This is a genomic window from Campylobacter sp. CNRCH_2015_0814, from assembly GCF_025772765.1.
Classification (GTDB): Bacteria; Campylobacterota; Campylobacteria; order Campylobacterales; family Campylobacteraceae; genus Campylobacter_D.
Window position 1 is genome coordinate 162,474 of the sequence record NZ_JAKMSR010000001.1, and the last position, 16,188, is coordinate 178,661.

Genomic DNA, 16,188 nt, shown 5'->3' on the forward strand with positions numbered 1-16,188 from the left:
TGAAATATAAAAATTTATAGATAATTTTAATTTTTTGTAGAGTTTTTGTTTTTATTGCAACTCATTTAATTAAAAAAATTTTTTAAAAATTATCTTAAGTGTGTAAAAAAATATATCAATTTAAAATTTTTATGCAAAATTATCTATATTTAGATTAAAAAATAAAAAAATCATATATAGTATAAAAAAGGAGGTTTTTAATGTATGAAAATAAAGAACAAAGTTTAAAAAATAATTTTTTTACATTATTGTTATTATCTTTTTGTGGATCTATTATTTATGGTTTGCCTTATTTTAGAAAATATTATTATGATGATTATATGAGTCTTTATCATTTAAATAATTTTGAAATGGGCCTTTTGGGTAGTGCTTATGGCTTACTTGGTTTGTTTTCTTATGCCTTAGGAGGATATTTAGCAGATCGTTTTGCGCCAAAAAAATTATTGATTTTTTCTTTAATTGCTACAGGACTTGGTGGTTTGTTGCATTTATATTTTACTTCTTTAAATGCACTTTTGATTATTTATGGAATTTGGGGGATTACTTCATTATTAACTTTTTGGCCTTCTTTGATGAAAATAGTAAGAAGTTTGGCAAATTCTAAAGAGCAAGCAAAAGCTTATGGAATTTTTGAAGGTGGTAGAGGTGTTGTTGGTGCTGCACATTTGGCTATAGCTACAAGTATTTTTGGATATTTTCAAACAAAAGCTTTAGCCGCACAAGGTATAGAAATGGTTATTATTTTTTATTCTATAGCTCCTATTGCAAGCGCTGTTTTATTATTTTTTCTTTTAAAAGATGAGGTTAATGAACAAAGCGAGAAGATTAAAATCAAAGATTTAGTTTTTCTTTTGAAAAATTCTGCTCTTTGGCTTGTGGTTGCTATTACTTTTTGTACCTATTTTTTTAATATGAGCTTTTATTATTTTACTCCTTATGCAAGTAATGTGATAGGAGCTTCTGCTGTTTTTGCAGCTATTTTAACAGTATTAGCTCAATACATTCGTCCTGTTTCTTCTGTGGTAGGTGGGTTTATAGCAGATGGATATGGAAAGGCTAAAATAATGATGATAGGCTTTATTTTAATGGGAATTGGTGTTATTTTTTTAATGCTTAGTTCAAAATTAAATGGATTTTTGCAAATGAGCGTTTTAACTTCTGCTTGTGTGGTAATTTATGTAGCTATGTATTCTAATTTTGGAATTTATTATTCTTTACTTAGTGAGGGAAAAATTCCTATTCATTTGGCAGGTATGGCCATAGGTATTGTATCTACTTTTGGATATTTACCTGAGGTTTTTGCACCTTTGCTTGCTGGAGATTTATTGGATAGATATCCAGGTGTAAAAGGTTTTCATATATATTTTACTATTATGATAGCTATGGCTATTTTGGGTGTAATGTTTTGTTTGATTTGGATTAAAAAATACAATAAAAAGGAGATGAAATGAAGGAAATTGTTTTTAACTTTAAAAACAAGGTTAGAGTAATAGAAAATGAATGGATAGTTTTAAAAGATGGCACTAAGCTTTCATCACGAATTTGGCTTCCTCAAGTAAAAGAAAAAGTTCCTGCTATATTAGAATACATTCCTTATAGAAAAAATGATGGAACAAGGGGCAGAGATGAGCCTATGCATGGATATTTTAGTGGTAATGGTTATGCGGTTGTTAGAGTTGATATTAGAGGAAGTGGGGAATCTGATGGTTTATTAGAAGATGAATATTTAAAGCAAGAGCAAGATGATGCCTTAGAAGTCATTGAATGGATAGCAAAGCAAGAATGGTGTGATGGAAATATTGGTATGATGGGTAAATCTTGGGGTGGATTTAATTCTTTACAAGTTGCAGCAAGAAGACCCAAAAATTTAAAAGCTATTATAGTGGTAGGTTTTACCGATGATAGATTTAATGAAGATATTCATTATAAAGGTGGATGTTTACTTAATGATAATTTTTGGTGGGGTAATATTATGCTTGCATATCAATCACGTTTTGTTGATCCAAAAATTGATTCAAATGGTAGAAATAAATGGCTCAATAGGCTTGAGAATATGCCTTTATGGCCCGCATTGTGGCTTGAGCATACTTTAAAAGATGACTATTGGAAGCATGGATCTGTTGGAGAAAATTATGATGATATACAAGTTCCTGTTTTTGCATTAGATGGGTGGGCTGATTCTTATACTAATCCTGTTTTTACTCTAATGAATGCTTTGAAAGTTCCAAAAAAAGCTATCGTTGGTCCTTGGGCTCATGTTTATCCTCATAATGGATCTCCTTTGCCTGCAATGGGTTTTTTACAAGAAGCACTTAAATGGTGGGATAAATGGCTTAAAAATGAAGAAAACGATGTGCTTGAAGCTCCTATGATACAAGCATATATTGAAAATAGCTCTAAGCCAAATTCAAAAACAGAGAAAGTAGAAGGTCGTTTTGTTGCTTTAAATGATTTTAAAAATGATATTAGCTATAAAAAATACTATTTAAATCCGTATAAACTAACATGCAAAAAATCAAGTGAATTTATCAAAATTAACACTCCATTAAATCATGGGCTTTTATCCGGAGAGTGGATGGGGGCTGGTGTTTTAGGAGAAAGTCCTAGTGATCAAAGGTTGGATGATGGGATGGCAGTTGTTTTTGAAAGTGATTTTTTAGAACAAGATTTAGATATTTTGGGTTTTCCGGTTTTAAATGTAAAAATTGCAAGTGATCAAGGAAAAGCTATGCTCTTTGCTCAGCTTAGTGAAGTTAGAGCTGATGGTTTTGTAAAAAGAGTAAGTTATGGAGTGATCAATCTTGCATTAAGTGATGATAAAGAGCAATTTATACCTTTAAAAAAAGATGAATTTATCCAAAAGCAAATCAAACTTGATGCTTGTGGATATAGATTTACCAAGGGTTCTAAGATAAGATTATCATTAGCAAATTCTTTTTGGCCTATGTTTTGGCCTATGCCAAAAATTTCAACCTTGACTTTGGATTTAAATGAGTGTGAATTTAATTTGCCATGTTTTAATGGACAAAATAGTAATAAAATCAATATGCAAGCACAAAGTGCTCCTTTAACTCCAATAACACTTTTAGAAGAAGGTAGGGTAGATAGAAGCATTTCTTATGATATTTTAAATGATACTTGGACTTGTATTACAGATGGTGTTGGCGGAGTTTTTGGAGAAGGTGTTTATAGATTTGATGAGGTTGATGTTTTAGTAAAGCATAATTTAAAAAGAGAATTAAAACTTCAAAATGAAAACCCATTAAGCGCGCAATATACCATTACTCAAACAATGCAAATAGGACGTGAGGGTTGTATGATGGAGGCTGATATAATCTTAACACAAACTAGTGATTTGGAGTATTTTTATATTAAGGGAAAAATAGCAGTCAAAGAAAACGATAAACTTGTTTTTGATAAAAAATATGATTATAAAACTAAAAGAAATAGTTTGTAAAATTTCCCAAAGTAAAATTACTTTGGGAATTAATTTTCTTGCAAGATTTTAGCTAAATCTTTAGCACCTTTTAAATCCACTTTGCCAGAACCTAAAAGTGGAATTTGTTCTACTTTAAAATATCTACTTGGTTTAAAAATAGCAGGCATAGTAGAGTTTTTAATCGCTTCGCAAATTCCATCAAAGTCTTGCTCTTGACATTCTACTAATAAGCATACCATTTCACCTTTTTTATCATCATCTAGCGCAACTGCGCAAAATTTTACTATATCTGTATTGATAAATTTAGCAATTTCCTCTTCTAAAGCCCCTAAAGATATCATCTCGCCACCAATTTTTGCAAAACGAGAATAACGATCTACTATATATAAAAAGCCATCCTCATCTACATGGCCTTTATCGCCGGTATTGTACCAACGTATACCATCGATTTCTTTGATAACTTCATCGGTTTTTTCTTTATTGTTTAAATAACCCACCATAACCTGATGGCCACCAATGAGTATTAATCCATCTTCTCCATGATTTAAACTTTCATAAGTAGATGGATCTACTATGCGTATAGCGCTTCCTGGTAAAGGCATACCTACACTACCTTCTTTATTTGCACGGTGTAAAATCCAATAGTCAGGATCAAATTTATTCGGTAAATTTACACTTGCAACTGGAGTGGTTTCAGTGGCTCCATAGCCTTCAAAAATAGGTTTTTTAAATTTCATTTCAAAGGCAGTTCTTACTTCGCTTTTGAGTTTTTCAGCACCTGAAACGATAATCCTTAAGCTTTCAAACATAATCGCATCAAGTTTTTTATTTCTTGCATAAATACCTAGAAAAGTTGAAGTAGCACACATAATACTAACATTATTTTTTACTATAGCTTTTGCTACACCTAGCGCATCTGTTGGATCAGCATGTGTTATGCTTTTAATCCCTTCTAATAAAGGCATAAAAGTAGTTACAGTTAATCCAAAAGCATGAAAAGGCGGTAAAGAAGATAAGACAACATCTTCATTTTTTGCACATAATACATCTGAAATTTGAGCTATATTGCTTAAAATATTACGATTATTTAGCATTACTCCTTTAGGTGTTCCCTCGCTACCACTACTAAATAATATAGCAGCTATGGCAAGGTTTTGTTTATTAGGCGCAAATAATGCTTTTATTAAACAAGTAGGTAAGATACTTACTAAAGCAAGCATAGAAAAGATTTTGAGTTTTTGTTTTTTAAAGCTTGCGATAATATCTTCCATAAAAATGATTCTAACATGCTCTTCAAATTCTAGTTTTATACCTTTATTTTCTAATTTTTCCATAAATTTTCTAGAGGTATAAATTTGTTGAATTTGAGAACTTTGAATGGCTTGATTAATTGCTTTTATACCTGCTGTGAAGTTTAAATTTACTACGATTTTATTTGCAAGCAATACAGCTAGATTGCAAAGAGAACTAGCCATAGAAGCAGGGAGTAAAATTCCCACACATTCTTCTTTTGGAGCATAGCTTCCTTGGGTAGGTTGTATATTTAGCTCATGCGATCTATTTTTTATGAAAGAGCTGAAAACCAAACTTAAAGCAAGCATTTTTCTATAGGTAATACCACCTATTAAAGGATCAACAATAGCTATTTGACTTAAATTTCTTTTAGCGCTATCTATCCAAGCTCTAGCTATAGTATGCATACTTTCACATTGAGATTTCCAAGCAATAAATGAAAGTTCAAAAACCTTTGCTTTAACCACTTCTTTTTTAGTGTGTATTGGCAAGCTTTTTCCAAAAGCAATAGCGATTTTTCTTTTGCTTATTTTGCGGTTTCTTGCTGAAAATTCTTCATCACTTCTTGAAAAAGCACTTCCCCAAAGTCCTCTAATATAAAAAGGTAAAATCACTCCATCTTGCTCTTCTAATTTTGAGCAAACTAACTCAAACCCACCTTTAAATTCATTAAGCTGTCCATGGCGTGAAAGCACTCCTTCTGGGAAAAGGCAAACTAAATTTCCGTTTTTAATATGCATAGCAATAAGCTCTAAGCTTGATTTACTAGAAGCACTTGAAACAGGAATAACTCCAAATTTATCAAGAAAAATTCTAATATACCACTTAGAATAAATGCTTTTTTCCATAACAAAATAAATTTTTCTTGGTATAGCCATTTGCACAATAGCCCAATCTATAAAAGATATATGATTACCAAGTAATAATGCTCCACCTTTTTCAGGAATATTTTCAAAACCTTCTACTAATAAACGATAGCGTTGAAAAAACGCTATACTCATTAATAAACGCACTAAAGAAAAAGGCAATTTACTTAACACATAAATGCTTCCAAAAAATGCCACAGCGATGATAAAATAAAACAAATTTATCACTTCAATTTTAGCATATGCAGCAAAAGTAGCTAGTGCCAAAAAGCCTAACATAAAAATATTTTGTATAAAATTATTTCCTGCTAAGACTTTTCCTAGTTCATTTTCTTTTGCATGAAATTGTATTAGAGAGTTTAAAGGTATGATAAAAAATGCTCCGCTTAAACCAAAAATAAAAAACACCACACTATAGCTTAGTAGGTTTTCTAAAAATGGCATTAAAATGCTCATTAGAAAAACCCCTGAAGCACCTAGTGGTATAAGACCTAATTCGATGTAATTTTTAGAAAACTTACCACTAATAAGCGATCCTATAATCACTCCTATACCAGAAAAAGCTAAAGAGCATTGTACATAAAAGGTATTTTCTATGAAAAGATCGTTTTTTGCATATACAGGAAAACTCACTAAATAAAGTTGTGATATGGCCCAAAAAAGTGAAATTCCTACAATACAAAGCCAAATGATTTTATGAGAAAATATTGTTTTTAAATTAGAGGCTAAAAGCTTTCCTTGGAAATATTGTTTTTTATCAAAACTTAAACTTTTATCTTCTTCTTTTAAGCTAGGAAGTTTATAAGCTAAAAAAAGTTCTAATACAGCAAAAGCTATTAATACAAAACCCAAAGGTGCAATTTGTGTTAAAATGTCTGAAGGGGTGTTAAAATTTGGCTCAAAAAGCATTTCAAAGCTTAGAGAAAATACCGCCATACCCGCTAAAATAGCCACAATACTTACTGCATTGACAGCTCCATTTCCCATAGCTAAAAGCTCTTTTCCTACTAATTCTTTTATAAAACCATATTTTGCAGGAGAGTATAAAGCAGATTGCACTCCCATGATAAAAGTCATTACAAAAGCAAGCCAAAATGCTCCAAGATAATAACACAAACAAATAATACAAGTTAATATTACCGAAAATAATGCAGATATTTTCATGATTTTATTTTTAGGAAATTTATCTGCTAAAAATCCAGAAGGCGAAAGCATAAGAATAAAAGGCAAAAGCATTAAAGCATTGACAATAGCAGTTAGAAAAAGTTGGGTGCTATCTTCATAAAATTTATAGATAGTGTTTTGTATAATGATTTTGTGTCCTAAATCCACAAAAGCATTAATAAAAGCCACTGCTAAAAATGGCGATACGCCAAAAATCTTTAAGAAATTTCTTTGCATTAAAAACTCCATTTTATTTTAAAAATATTATTCTATTATATAAAATTTAAATGGAGTTTTGATATTTGATTAATCTTTAAATTCTACCACTTCATTAAATGCAAAACGAACTTTTTCTGTGCTAATATTTTCTTGGGTATGTCCTAGAGTAATGAGCATGGATACTCTTTGCTTGGTAGTGTCTAAATTTAAATATTGATTGATTTTATCTTTATCAAAGCCACCGATGATACATGAGCCCAAATTTAAACTATAAGCAGCATTGATAATATTTGCAATAGCAAGATAGCTTTGTTCTTTAGCATAAATAAAACTTTGTTCTAAATCCATTGCGTCTAAAAATGGCTTATAAGTTTGCAAGCGTTTGTTTAATTCTTCTTGGCTTAAACCTCTCTTTTTTAGTTTTTCTTCAAAATAATCTTTAAAATCAGCCCTTGAAATTACAACTATAATAGCAGCACAATTTGCTACATGGCTTTGGTTATTAGCTATTTTAGCAATTTCTTTTTTATGTTCATCTTTTTGAAAAACTAAGAATTTCCAAGGTTCAAGTCCTAAGGAGCTAGGAGATAATCTAGCACATTCTAAGATATATTCTAAATTCTCTTTAGAAATTTTTTCTTGGGTGTAAGCTCTAATAGAAGAGCGATTTTGCATTAAATTTAAATAATCTTGCATTATTTTTCCTTTTTTTGATTTATCTTATATCTTATAAGCTTTAAAATTGTTAAAATTATATTTTATTGTTACAATTTTATTTTTACTTCATACAAATGTTTTATTATATGATTTTTAAAGGATTAAAATGAAAAAAATAATTTATTTAAGCATATTTTTGATTATACTCATTATAGGGGTGTATTTTTTCTTTTTTGCAAATAAGGAAGAATATAATTATCTAACTTATGAAGTTAAAAAACAAGACATCACTCAAAGCATAGAAGCAATAGGCGAAGTTTATGCGAAAACCCAAGTTGATGTTGGTGCGCAAGTTAGTGGGCAAATTACTAAACTTTATGTAAAATTAGGTGATCATGTTAATGAGGGTGATTTAATCGCACAAATTGATAAAGATAAGCAACAAAATGATTTAGATATTACCAAAGCTCAGCTTGAAAGTGCAAAGGCAAATTTAGAAAGTAAAAAAATCGCTCTTGATATAGCTACTAAACAATACCAAAGAGAACAAAAGCTTTATACTAAAAAGGCTACCTCTTTAGAAAATCTTGAAAATCTTAAAAATACTTTTTATGCCCTAAGGGCAAATGTGACTGATTTAAAAGCTCAAACTACTCAACTTGAAATTTCTTTAAAAAATGCTCAAAAAGATTTAGCTTATACTACTATAACCGCACCTAGTAAGGGTGAGATTATCAATGTAGCAGTTGAAGAAGGACAAACTGTAAATGCAAACCAAAATACACCAAGTATAGTGCGTTTGGCTGATTTAAGTGAAATGGAAATTCGTATGCAAATAGCTGAAGCTGATATTAATAAAATTAGTGTGGGAAAAAAGGTTAAATTTAGCATTTTAAATGAGCCTGATAAAAAATACGAAGCAATTATTTCAAGTATAGATCCAGCAAATACTACTATAAGCGATGCAACAAGTAATACAAATTTAAACTCAAACTCAAGTACTAGCGCTAGTGCTGTGTATTATTATGCAAGGGTTTTTGTAAAAAATGATAATAATTTTTTACGCATAGGTATGAGTACAGAAAATGAAATTGCTATTAAAACAGAAAATAATACTTTAGTTATACCAACTTTAGCTATAAAAAGCGATACAAGTGGTTATTATGTAGAAATTTTAAAAGCAAATAATATAAGTGTAAAAACACCTGTTAAATTAGGTATCAAAGATAGTTTAAATACTCAAATTTTAGATGGTATTAATGAGGGTGATTTAGTTATCATAGGTAAAAATAAAAAATGATACGCTTAGAAAATATACAAAAAAAGATTAATAATACAACTATTTTAGAAAATATTAATCTTTATATTCAAAAAGGGGAATTTGTAGCTATTATAGGGCAATCAGGCAGTGGAAAAACCTCTCTTTTAAATATTATAGGCACACTTGATGAGCCAAGTAGTGGAAAATACTTTTTAGATGCATATGAAGTTACAAATTTAAGCAAGGATGAAAAAGCAAGGATTAGACGTGAAAAAATAGGTTTTATTTTCCAAAGATATAATTTGCTTAGTCTTTTAAATGCTAAAGATAATGTAGCCTTACCTGCTGTTTATGCAGGTAAAAACAAAAATGAAAGATCACAAAAGGCTAGAGAATTACTTTCTTTTTTAGAGCTTGATCATAAAGAATTATCAAAGCCAAATGAGTTAAGCGGGGGACAACAGCAAAGAGTTTCCATAGCAAGAGCTTTGATGAATGGCGGTGAGCTTATTTTAGCAGATGAGCCAACGGGTGCGCTTGATTCTAAAAGCGGTAAGATAGTTTTAGAAATTTTAAATAAACTAAATGAGCAAGGACACACCGTAGTTTTAGTCACTCATGATAGAGAAATAGCTGCTAGAGCAAAAAGAGTTATAGAAATTAAAGATGGTAAGATTATAAGTGATAATGGTGCAAAAAAAGCAGACGAAATAAAAGCTAAGTTAATGCCAAAAGAGAAAAAAAGCTTTAATTTGCTTAAAAATCAGCTTTTTGAAAGTTTGAAAATGTCCATAGCTTCCATTGTAGCACACAAGCTACGTTCTTTGCTTACTATGCTTGGTATTATCATAGGCATAGCTTCAGTAGTTTGCGTGGTTGCTTTAGGGCTTGGAGCTCAACAAAATATACTTGCTTCTATTAGTTCTATCGGGACTAATACCATAGAAGTTGTTTCAGGACGAGGCTTGGGAGATATTCGATCAGGTAAAACAAGGCTAAATTTAAGTGATTTAAAAACCTTAAGTTCTTTGCCTTATTTAGAAGCAGTAGAAGCAGATGTGGGTAAAGTAGGGGTTGTAACTTATAAGAATAATTCTTTGCAAGCTAGAATTTATGGAGTAGGGCCAAATCATCTAAGGCTTAGAGGTTTTGTGATGGTAGATGGTAGGTTTATTAATAATGAAGATATAAAAGATAATACTAATATTTGTATTATAGATGAAAATGCTTTGAGAATTTTATTTGATAATATCAGCGCTAAAGATGTTTTAGGTAAAAGTGTGATTTTTAACAAACAGCCTTTAACTATAGTTGGTGTTTTAAAAAAAGAAAGAGATAATAAAGGCTTTAGAGCTGATGAAAATACCATTAAAATTTACACTCCTTATTCTACTTTGATGAATAAAATCACAGGGGATAAACAAATAAGAGCTATAGTAACTAAGGTAAAAGATGAGGTAAATCCTGCTTTAGCTGAAGAGGCTATGGTAAAAATTTTAGAGATTAAACGCGGAAAAAAAGATTTTTTCACTATAAATTCTGATGCAATTAAAAATGCTATTGAGGAAAATACTGCTACTTTGACTTTACTTATTTCTTCTATTGCGGTAGTGTCTTTAATAGTAGGTGGTATTGGTGTGATGAATATCATGCTTGTTTCAGTAAGTGAGCGTACAAGGGAAATTGGAGTTAGAATGGCTATTGGAGCTAGAAAAGAAGATATTTTGATGCAGTTTTTAATTGAAGCTGTGTTGATTTGTTCTTTAGGAGCTATTTTTGGAGTAATGCTTTCTTTTGTTATCATTGAAGTATTTAATTCTTTAAATTTTGGTTTTACGATGATACTTTCATTAAATTCAGTATTTTTAGGGCTTTTAAGTTCGGTTTTAATCGGAGTGGTTTTTGGATTTTTTCCAGCAAAGAATGCAGCAAATTTAAATCCTATTAGTGCTTTATCAAAGGAATGAGATGAGAATATTTTTATTATTTTTTATAGCTTTTTTTTTAAATGCTTGCGTAGGAGTAAAATTAGAACAAGTATCCCAAGATCAAATAAAAAAAGAATATTTTGAAGATTTTAATGCAAGCAAGGCTTGGTGGGAAAAATATAATAATCAAGATTTAAATAATATCTTAAAAGCTATTATTGACAATAACAAAGATCTAAATGTAGCAAGAGTTAATTTTTTAAGCACTTTAGCTAGATATAAGCTTTTAAATTTAGATCTTTATCCTACTTTGAGTGGAAATTTAGGTGCAAATATAAGAAAAAATTTAAACAATGGCGCAGAAATGCATAGTTTCTCAAATGGCATTATGTTAAATTATGAGCTTGATATGTATGGCAAAATCTCAGATCAAGTTGCTAGTTCTGAATTTTTAGCAAAAGCAAGTGAGTATGAGTTGCGCTCTTTGGAGCTTGATACGATTAATTTAGCAATTAATAGTATTTTTGAATTGATTTATTTTAATGATGTAGATCGCTTGCTAAACAATCATTTAAAAAATCTTGAGCAAATGCTAGAAATTTATACTACTAAATTTGATTATGGCAAGGTTGAGTATATTGATCTTTTAAATATCAAAAAGTCTTTATTAAATACTAAACAAAATATCATTACAAATTTGCAAAATAAAGACTTAACACTTAAAAATATAAAAGATTTACTAGGTAAAGATGATGAGCGTTTGATTAATAAAATGCTAAATTATACCCTTGAAGATTTTTCATTGCAAAAAATTAATTTTGATATAGAGTTAAAAATGCTTGCTTATAGACCACAAGTTCAAGCAAAACTAAATCAACTTATGGCTTCTTATAAAGATTATACAAGTGTGCAAAAAAGCATTTTGCCTAGTATAAAAATATTAGGAAATTTAGATGGGAGTGATAAAAATTTTGATGAGAGTTTTAAATTTTTAATCTTAGGTGGAAATGTTGTTATTGACTTACCATTTTTGGACTTTTATAGAGTAAGACAAAATGTAAAAATTTCTGAATTTGCATACCAAGCACGCTTATATGAGTATAAAGATGCATTGCAAAGAGCCATTCATGAGTTTAAACTTTGTTATGAAAACGATAAATACTATAATGATTTGTTAAATTTAGTAAAAGATATTAATACTAACCAAGCAAAAATTACACAATTATATTTTGAAAAATATGAATTAGGGCGTAATGAGCTAAAAGATTATCTTGATGCGGATGCTTTGCTTATTAATTCACTTCAAGAACTTAGTAGAGCGAAACTATCTTTGCTTAAAAATATTAATTTATATCATAATATAGTATTGATTTCAGAGTAAAATAGACTTAAAAATGTTTCATTTTGTAATATCTTAGTAAAGAGTAGTGTTTATTTGCGTTGTTTTTAAAGTCATTTAGATTACAATTGATAAGTAAATCAAACAAAGGAGAAGTATGAAATTTGATTTTTATGCAACGCTAGTTACTATGGTTATAGTATTGCTTTTGGGCGTTTTTGTCATTAAAAGGGTAAAATTTCTTCGTGATTATAATATCCCTGAGCCAGTTGTTGGTGGTGGAATAGCTGCGATTATTCTTTTAATCTTACATAGTTCTTTTTCGCTAGACATTAAATTTGATGAATCTATGAAAGATCCGTTAATGCTTGCATTCTTTTCAAGTATTGGTTTGTTAGCTGATTTTGCTTCATTAAAAAAAGGTGGTAGAAAATTAGCAGTTTTTTTAGTTGTAGTTGTAGCTTTACTCTTTGCGCAAAATATAGTTGGTATAGGTGTAGCAACTGCCATGGGACAAAATCCACTTATGGGGCTTATAGCAGGTTCTGTTACAATGAGTGGTGGTCATGGTACAGGTGCAGCTTGGGCGGCTGAATTTATTAAAGAACCTTATTTGTATTCTAGTGCAACTACCGTTGCGATTGCTTGTGCGACTTTTGGACTTATTTCAGGTGGTATCATAGGTGGGCCTGTTGCGAGATATTTGGTTAATAAACACAAATTAGTAGTTCCAAAACAAAATGATGATAAAGATGCGATTTTAAATTTCCAATCTCCAGAAAAAGAAAGATTGATCACTCCATCTTCTTTTATAGAGTCTTTAGCATTGATTGCTTTATGTTTATTAATAGGTAATGCTTTATCTACTTATATCAAAGCAAATACAGGTTTTACTTTACCAACTTTTGTGTATTGTCTTTTTGTGGGTGTTGTTCTAAGAAATGTTTTATCAGCTACAAAAATTCACCATGTATTTGATAGAGAAGTATCAGTTTTAGGTAATGTAAGCTTGTCATTATTCTTAGCTTTAGCGTTAATGACTATTAATCTTTGGGATCTAGTAACCCTTGCACTACCGATGCTAGTAATTTTAGTAGTACAAGTTGCTATGATGGCTGCTTTTGCTATATTTGTAACCTTTAGAATATGTGGAAAAGACTATGATGCAGCAGTTTTAGCAGCAGGACATTGTGGTTTTGGTTTAGGTGCTACTCCAACAGCTATGGTAAATATGCAAACTGTAACAAATCATTATGGTATGAGCCATATGGCATTTATTATTGTGCCTTTAGTAGGTGCATTTTTCATAGATATAGTAAATGCTTTAGTGATTAATGCTTTCTTATATCTACCATTCTTTCATTAAAATCATCTAGCACTAATTTAGTGCTAGATTAACTTTTTATCTTTGCTCTTACATAAATGATTTAAAAAACACTCTTTACATAAAGGATTTTTAGCCTTGCATGTATAGCGTCCAAAAAGCACCATAGCTTGATGAAGATAGTTTAGATTATCTTTAAAAATTTTAGTTAAGTCTTTTTCTGTTTCTTCAGGAGTTTTGGCTTTGCTAAGATTAAGTCTGTGTGAAACTCTAAATACATGAGTATCTACAGCCATACAATTAGCCCCGCACCATTCTATCATTACTACATGTGCAGTTTTTTGTCCTACTCCTGTTAGAGTTTTTAAATCTTGCTCATTCATAGGAATTTCACCATTAAATTGCTCGCAAACTGCTTGAGCCATTTTGATTAAATTTTGTGCTTTATTATTATAAAATGAGCAAGAATTAATCAAAAGCTTCAAAGATGATAAGTTTGCCTTAGCTAAATCTTGTACGCTAGGATAAGCTTCAAATAAAGCCGGTGTGATGAGATTAACCCTTTTATCAGTACATTGAGCTGAAAGCATAACACAAACTATAAGTTCATAAGCATTACTAAAAACTAATTCTGTTTTTGCCTCTCCAAAATGCTCTAAAAATAATTTTTTAATTTCTAAATTTCTTTTCATAAACTTATTGTATGTTAATCGGCTTTAAATAAAGTTTAGATATAATAAAATCAACAAAACTATTTCAAAAGGAAAAACAATGAAAAAAATTTCTTTAGTTGCTGCGGCTTTGCTAACAGGTTTAAGTTTAAATGCTGCGGTGGTTGCAACCCTTGATGGAAACAATATCAGCGATACAGAAGTGAATGAATTTTTTGCTCCTATGTTAAGAGGTGCTAAAATCACTGATTTGCCAGCTGAACAAAAAAAAGCAATTATTGATCAATATATCGTTCAACAACTTGTATTAAAAGATGCTAAAGCTCAAAAAATAGAAAATGATCCTTCATATAAAGAAGAATTAGAGCGTGCTAAAGAAGCTATTTTGGTAAATATCTACCAAAAGAAAATTTTTGATTCAATTAAAAATAATGATGCTAAAGCTAAAAAATTCTATGAGGCAAATAAAGATAAATTCACTAAACCAGCTCAAGTGAAAGCTAAGCATATTTTGGTAACTAGCGAAAAAGAAGCTAAGGATATTATTGCCGAGCTTAGTAAGCTAAGTGGAAAAGCTTTAAATGATAAATTTGCTCAACTTGCAAAAGAAAAATCAATCGACAAAGGTTCTTCAGCTCAAGGTGGTGATCTTGGTTGGTTTGCTGAATCAACTATGGTAAAACCATTTGCTGATGCAGCTTTTTCTATGAAAAAAGGTACTATTTCTAAAACACCTGTAAAGAGTGATTTTGGATATCATGTTATCTTAAAAGAAGATGCTAGAGCAAAAAGTACTATGAGCTATAATGAAGTAAAAGCAGGTATTGAAAGCAATATCAAAATGGAAGAATTTAAAGAACTTATGAATAAAAAAGCTCAAGAACTTCTTCAAAAAGCAAAAGTGGAATACAAATAATGGGTGTATTAGATCTTGTTAAACCAGGTGTTTTAAGTGGTGATGATCTAAATATCGTATATAATCATGCAAAAAAAGAAGGATTTGCTATCCCTGCGGTAAATGTCGTGGGGACAAATTCTATCAATGCGGTTTTAGAAAGTGCTAAAAAAGTTAATTCACCTGTGATTATTCAGTTTTCAAATGGAGGAGCTAAATTTGTAGCAGGGAAAGCTTGCCCAAAAGCTGATGTACTTGGTGCTATAAGTGGTGCAAGACATGTACATTTAATGGCAAAAGCTTATGGAATTCCGGTGATTTTACACACAGATCATGCTGCTAGAAAATTACTTCCTTGGATCGATGCTTTGATTGAAGCAAATATTGAGTTTAAAAAAGAAACAGGCAAGCCTTTGTTTAGCTCTCATATGATTGATTTAAGTGAAGAGGATTTAGAAAGTAATCTAAGCACTTGTGAAAATTATCTAAAACAAATGTCTGAACTTGGAATTTCTTTAGAGCTTGAGCTAGGATGTACGGGCGGTGAAGAAGATGGGGTGGATAATACTAATATCGATAATGCAAAATTATACACCCAGCCTGAGGATGTAGCACTAGCTTATGAGAGACTTTCTAAAATTAGTGATAGATTTTCAATCGCAGCTAGCTTTGGTAATGTACATGGAGTATATAAACCAGGAAATGTGATTTTAAGACCTGAAATTCTTAAAAACTCTCAAAATTATGTAAAAGAAAAATTCAATCTTGGTGAAGAAAAACCAATCAATTTTGTTTTCCATGGTGGCAGTGGTAGTGATATAGAAGATATCAAAGCAGCACTTAGCTATGGTGTGATTAAGATGAATATTGATACAGATACTCAATGGGCTTTTTGGGATGGTGTTAGAGAGTATGAACTTAAAAATAAAGCTTATTTGCAAGGACAAATTGGCAATCCAGATGGAGATGATAAGCCAAATAAAAAATACTATGATCCAAGAGTATGGCTTAGAGCGGGCGAAGAAAGTATGATCAAACGCTTAGAGTGTGCTTTTAGTGATTTAAATTGTATCGATAGAAACTAAGAGTTTTATAACTCTTAGTTGATTTTCCTGTGAAGATTTCAAATTTT

11 protein-coding genes are annotated in these 16,188 nt (G+C 30.4%); 8 read left to right on the forward strand and 3 right to left on the reverse strand.

Annotated elements, in window-relative coordinates; all coding sequences use genetic code 11:
* The first annotated feature begins 200 nt into the window (after positions 1–200).
* Positions 201–1,451 carry an MFS transporter gene (locus tag L8X24_RS00865; RefSeq protein ID WP_263663202.1) on the forward strand — a complete coding sequence of 417 codons (1,251 nt, stop codon included), beginning with the start codon at positions 201–203 and terminating at the stop codon, positions 1,449–1,451.
* Positions 1,448–3,457 carry a CocE/NonD family hydrolase gene (locus L8X24_RS00870; protein ID WP_263663203.1) on the forward strand — a complete coding sequence of 670 codons (2,010 nt, stop codon included), beginning with the start codon at positions 1,448–1,450 and terminating at the stop codon, positions 3,455–3,457. The genes L8X24_RS00865 and L8X24_RS00870 overlap by 4 nt, the downstream gene beginning before the upstream one ends.
* Positions 3,458–3,486: 29 nt before the next feature.
* Here the strand turns inward: L8X24_RS00870 and L8X24_RS00875 are convergent, their stop codons facing one another.
* Complete coding sequence (locus L8X24_RS00875; RefSeq protein ID WP_263663204.1) at positions 3,487–6,999, reverse strand: acyl-[ACP]--phospholipid O-acyltransferase; 3,513 nt, start codon at positions 6,997–6,999, stop codon at positions 3,487–3,489.
* Positions 7,000–7,068: 69 nt separating this feature from the next.
* Positions 7,069–7,677, reverse strand: coding sequence for an NAD(P)H-dependent oxidoreductase (locus L8X24_RS00880; protein ID WP_263663205.1), 609 nt, complete (start codon positions 7,675–7,677; stop codon positions 7,069–7,071).
* A gap of 127 nt (positions 7,678–7,804) precedes the next feature.
* Between L8X24_RS00880 and L8X24_RS00885 the strand changes: the two genes are divergently transcribed.
* The 4 genes from L8X24_RS00885 to gltS all read left to right on the forward strand — a co-directional run bounded on the left by L8X24_RS00885 (position 7,805) and on the right by gltS (position 13,532).
* Positions 7,805–8,938 (forward strand): efflux RND transporter periplasmic adaptor subunit, encoded by a 1,134-nt coding sequence (locus L8X24_RS00885; protein WP_263663206.1) that lies wholly within the window; start codon positions 7,805–7,807, stop codon positions 8,936–8,938.
* On the forward strand, positions 8,935–10,866 hold the full coding sequence (locus L8X24_RS00890) for an ABC transporter permease (protein WP_263663207.1): 1,932 nt from the start codon (positions 8,935–8,937) through the stop codon (positions 10,864–10,866). The genes L8X24_RS00885 and L8X24_RS00890 overlap by 4 nt, the downstream gene beginning before the upstream one ends.
* A gap of 1 nt (position 10,867) precedes the next feature.
* Positions 10,868–12,208 carry a TolC family protein gene (locus L8X24_RS00895; RefSeq protein WP_263663208.1) on the forward strand — a complete coding sequence of 447 codons (1,341 nt, stop codon included), beginning with the start codon at positions 10,868–10,870 and terminating at the stop codon, positions 12,206–12,208.
* Between the two features lie 115 nt (positions 12,209–12,323).
* Entirely contained in the window at positions 12,324–13,532 is a 1,209-nt protein-coding gene (gltS, locus tag L8X24_RS00900) for a sodium/glutamate symporter (RefSeq protein ID WP_263663209.1), read from the forward strand.
* Positions 13,533–13,555: 23 nt separating this feature from the next.
* Here the strand turns inward: gltS and nth are convergent, their stop codons facing one another.
* Entirely contained in the window at positions 13,556–14,182 is a 627-nt protein-coding gene (nth, locus tag L8X24_RS00905) for an endonuclease III (protein WP_263663210.1), read from the reverse strand.
* Positions 14,183–14,261: 79 nt separating this feature from the next.
* On the opposite strand from nth, the gene L8X24_RS00910 reads away from it, so the two are divergent.
* Both L8X24_RS00910 and fbaA read left to right on the forward strand, forming a co-directional pair.
* Positions 14,262–15,077: a peptidylprolyl isomerase gene (locus tag L8X24_RS00910; protein WP_263663212.1), complete on the forward strand. Its 816-nt coding sequence runs from the start codon at positions 14,262–14,264 to the stop codon at positions 15,075–15,077.
* Complete coding sequence (fbaA, locus tag L8X24_RS00915; protein ID WP_263663214.1) at positions 15,077–16,141, forward strand: class II fructose-bisphosphate aldolase; 1,065 nt, start codon at positions 15,077–15,079, stop codon at positions 16,139–16,141. The genes L8X24_RS00910 and fbaA overlap by 1 nt, the downstream gene beginning before the upstream one ends.
* The last annotated feature ends 47 nt before the right edge of the window (positions 16,142–16,188 follow it).

Coding starts and splice junctions, on each gene's coding strand:
- L8X24_RS00865 (WP_263663202.1), top strand. CDS start 201: ATGTATGAAAATAAAGAACAAAGTTTAAAAAATAATTTTTTTACATTA.
- L8X24_RS00870 (WP_263663203.1), top strand. CDS start 1,448: ATGAAGGAAATTGTTTTTAACTTTAAAAACAAGGTTAGAGTAATAGAA.
- L8X24_RS00875 (WP_263663204.1), bottom strand. CDS start 6,999: ATGCAAAGAAATTTCTTAAAGATTTTTGGCGTATCGCCATTTTTAGCA.
- L8X24_RS00880 (WP_263663205.1), bottom strand. CDS start 7,677: ATGCAAGATTATTTAAATTTAATGCAAAATCGCTCTTCTATTAGAGCT.
- L8X24_RS00885 (WP_263663206.1), top strand. CDS start 7,805: ATGAAAAAAATAATTTATTTAAGCATATTTTTGATTATACTCATTATA.
- L8X24_RS00890 (WP_263663207.1), top strand. CDS start 8,935: ATGATACGCTTAGAAAATATACAAAAAAAGATTAATAATACAACTATT.
- L8X24_RS00895 (WP_263663208.1), top strand. CDS start 10,868: ATGAGAATATTTTTATTATTTTTTATAGCTTTTTTTTTAAATGCTTGC.
- gltS (WP_263663209.1), top strand. CDS start 12,324: ATGAAATTTGATTTTTATGCAACGCTAGTTACTATGGTTATAGTATTG.
- nth (WP_263663210.1), bottom strand. CDS start 14,182: ATGAAAAGAAATTTAGAAATTAAAAAATTATTTTTAGAGCATTTTGGA.
- L8X24_RS00910 (WP_263663212.1), top strand. CDS start 14,262: ATGAAAAAAATTTCTTTAGTTGCTGCGGCTTTGCTAACAGGTTTAAGT.
- fbaA (WP_263663214.1), top strand. CDS start 15,077: ATGGGTGTATTAGATCTTGTTAAACCAGGTGTTTTAAGTGGTGATGAT.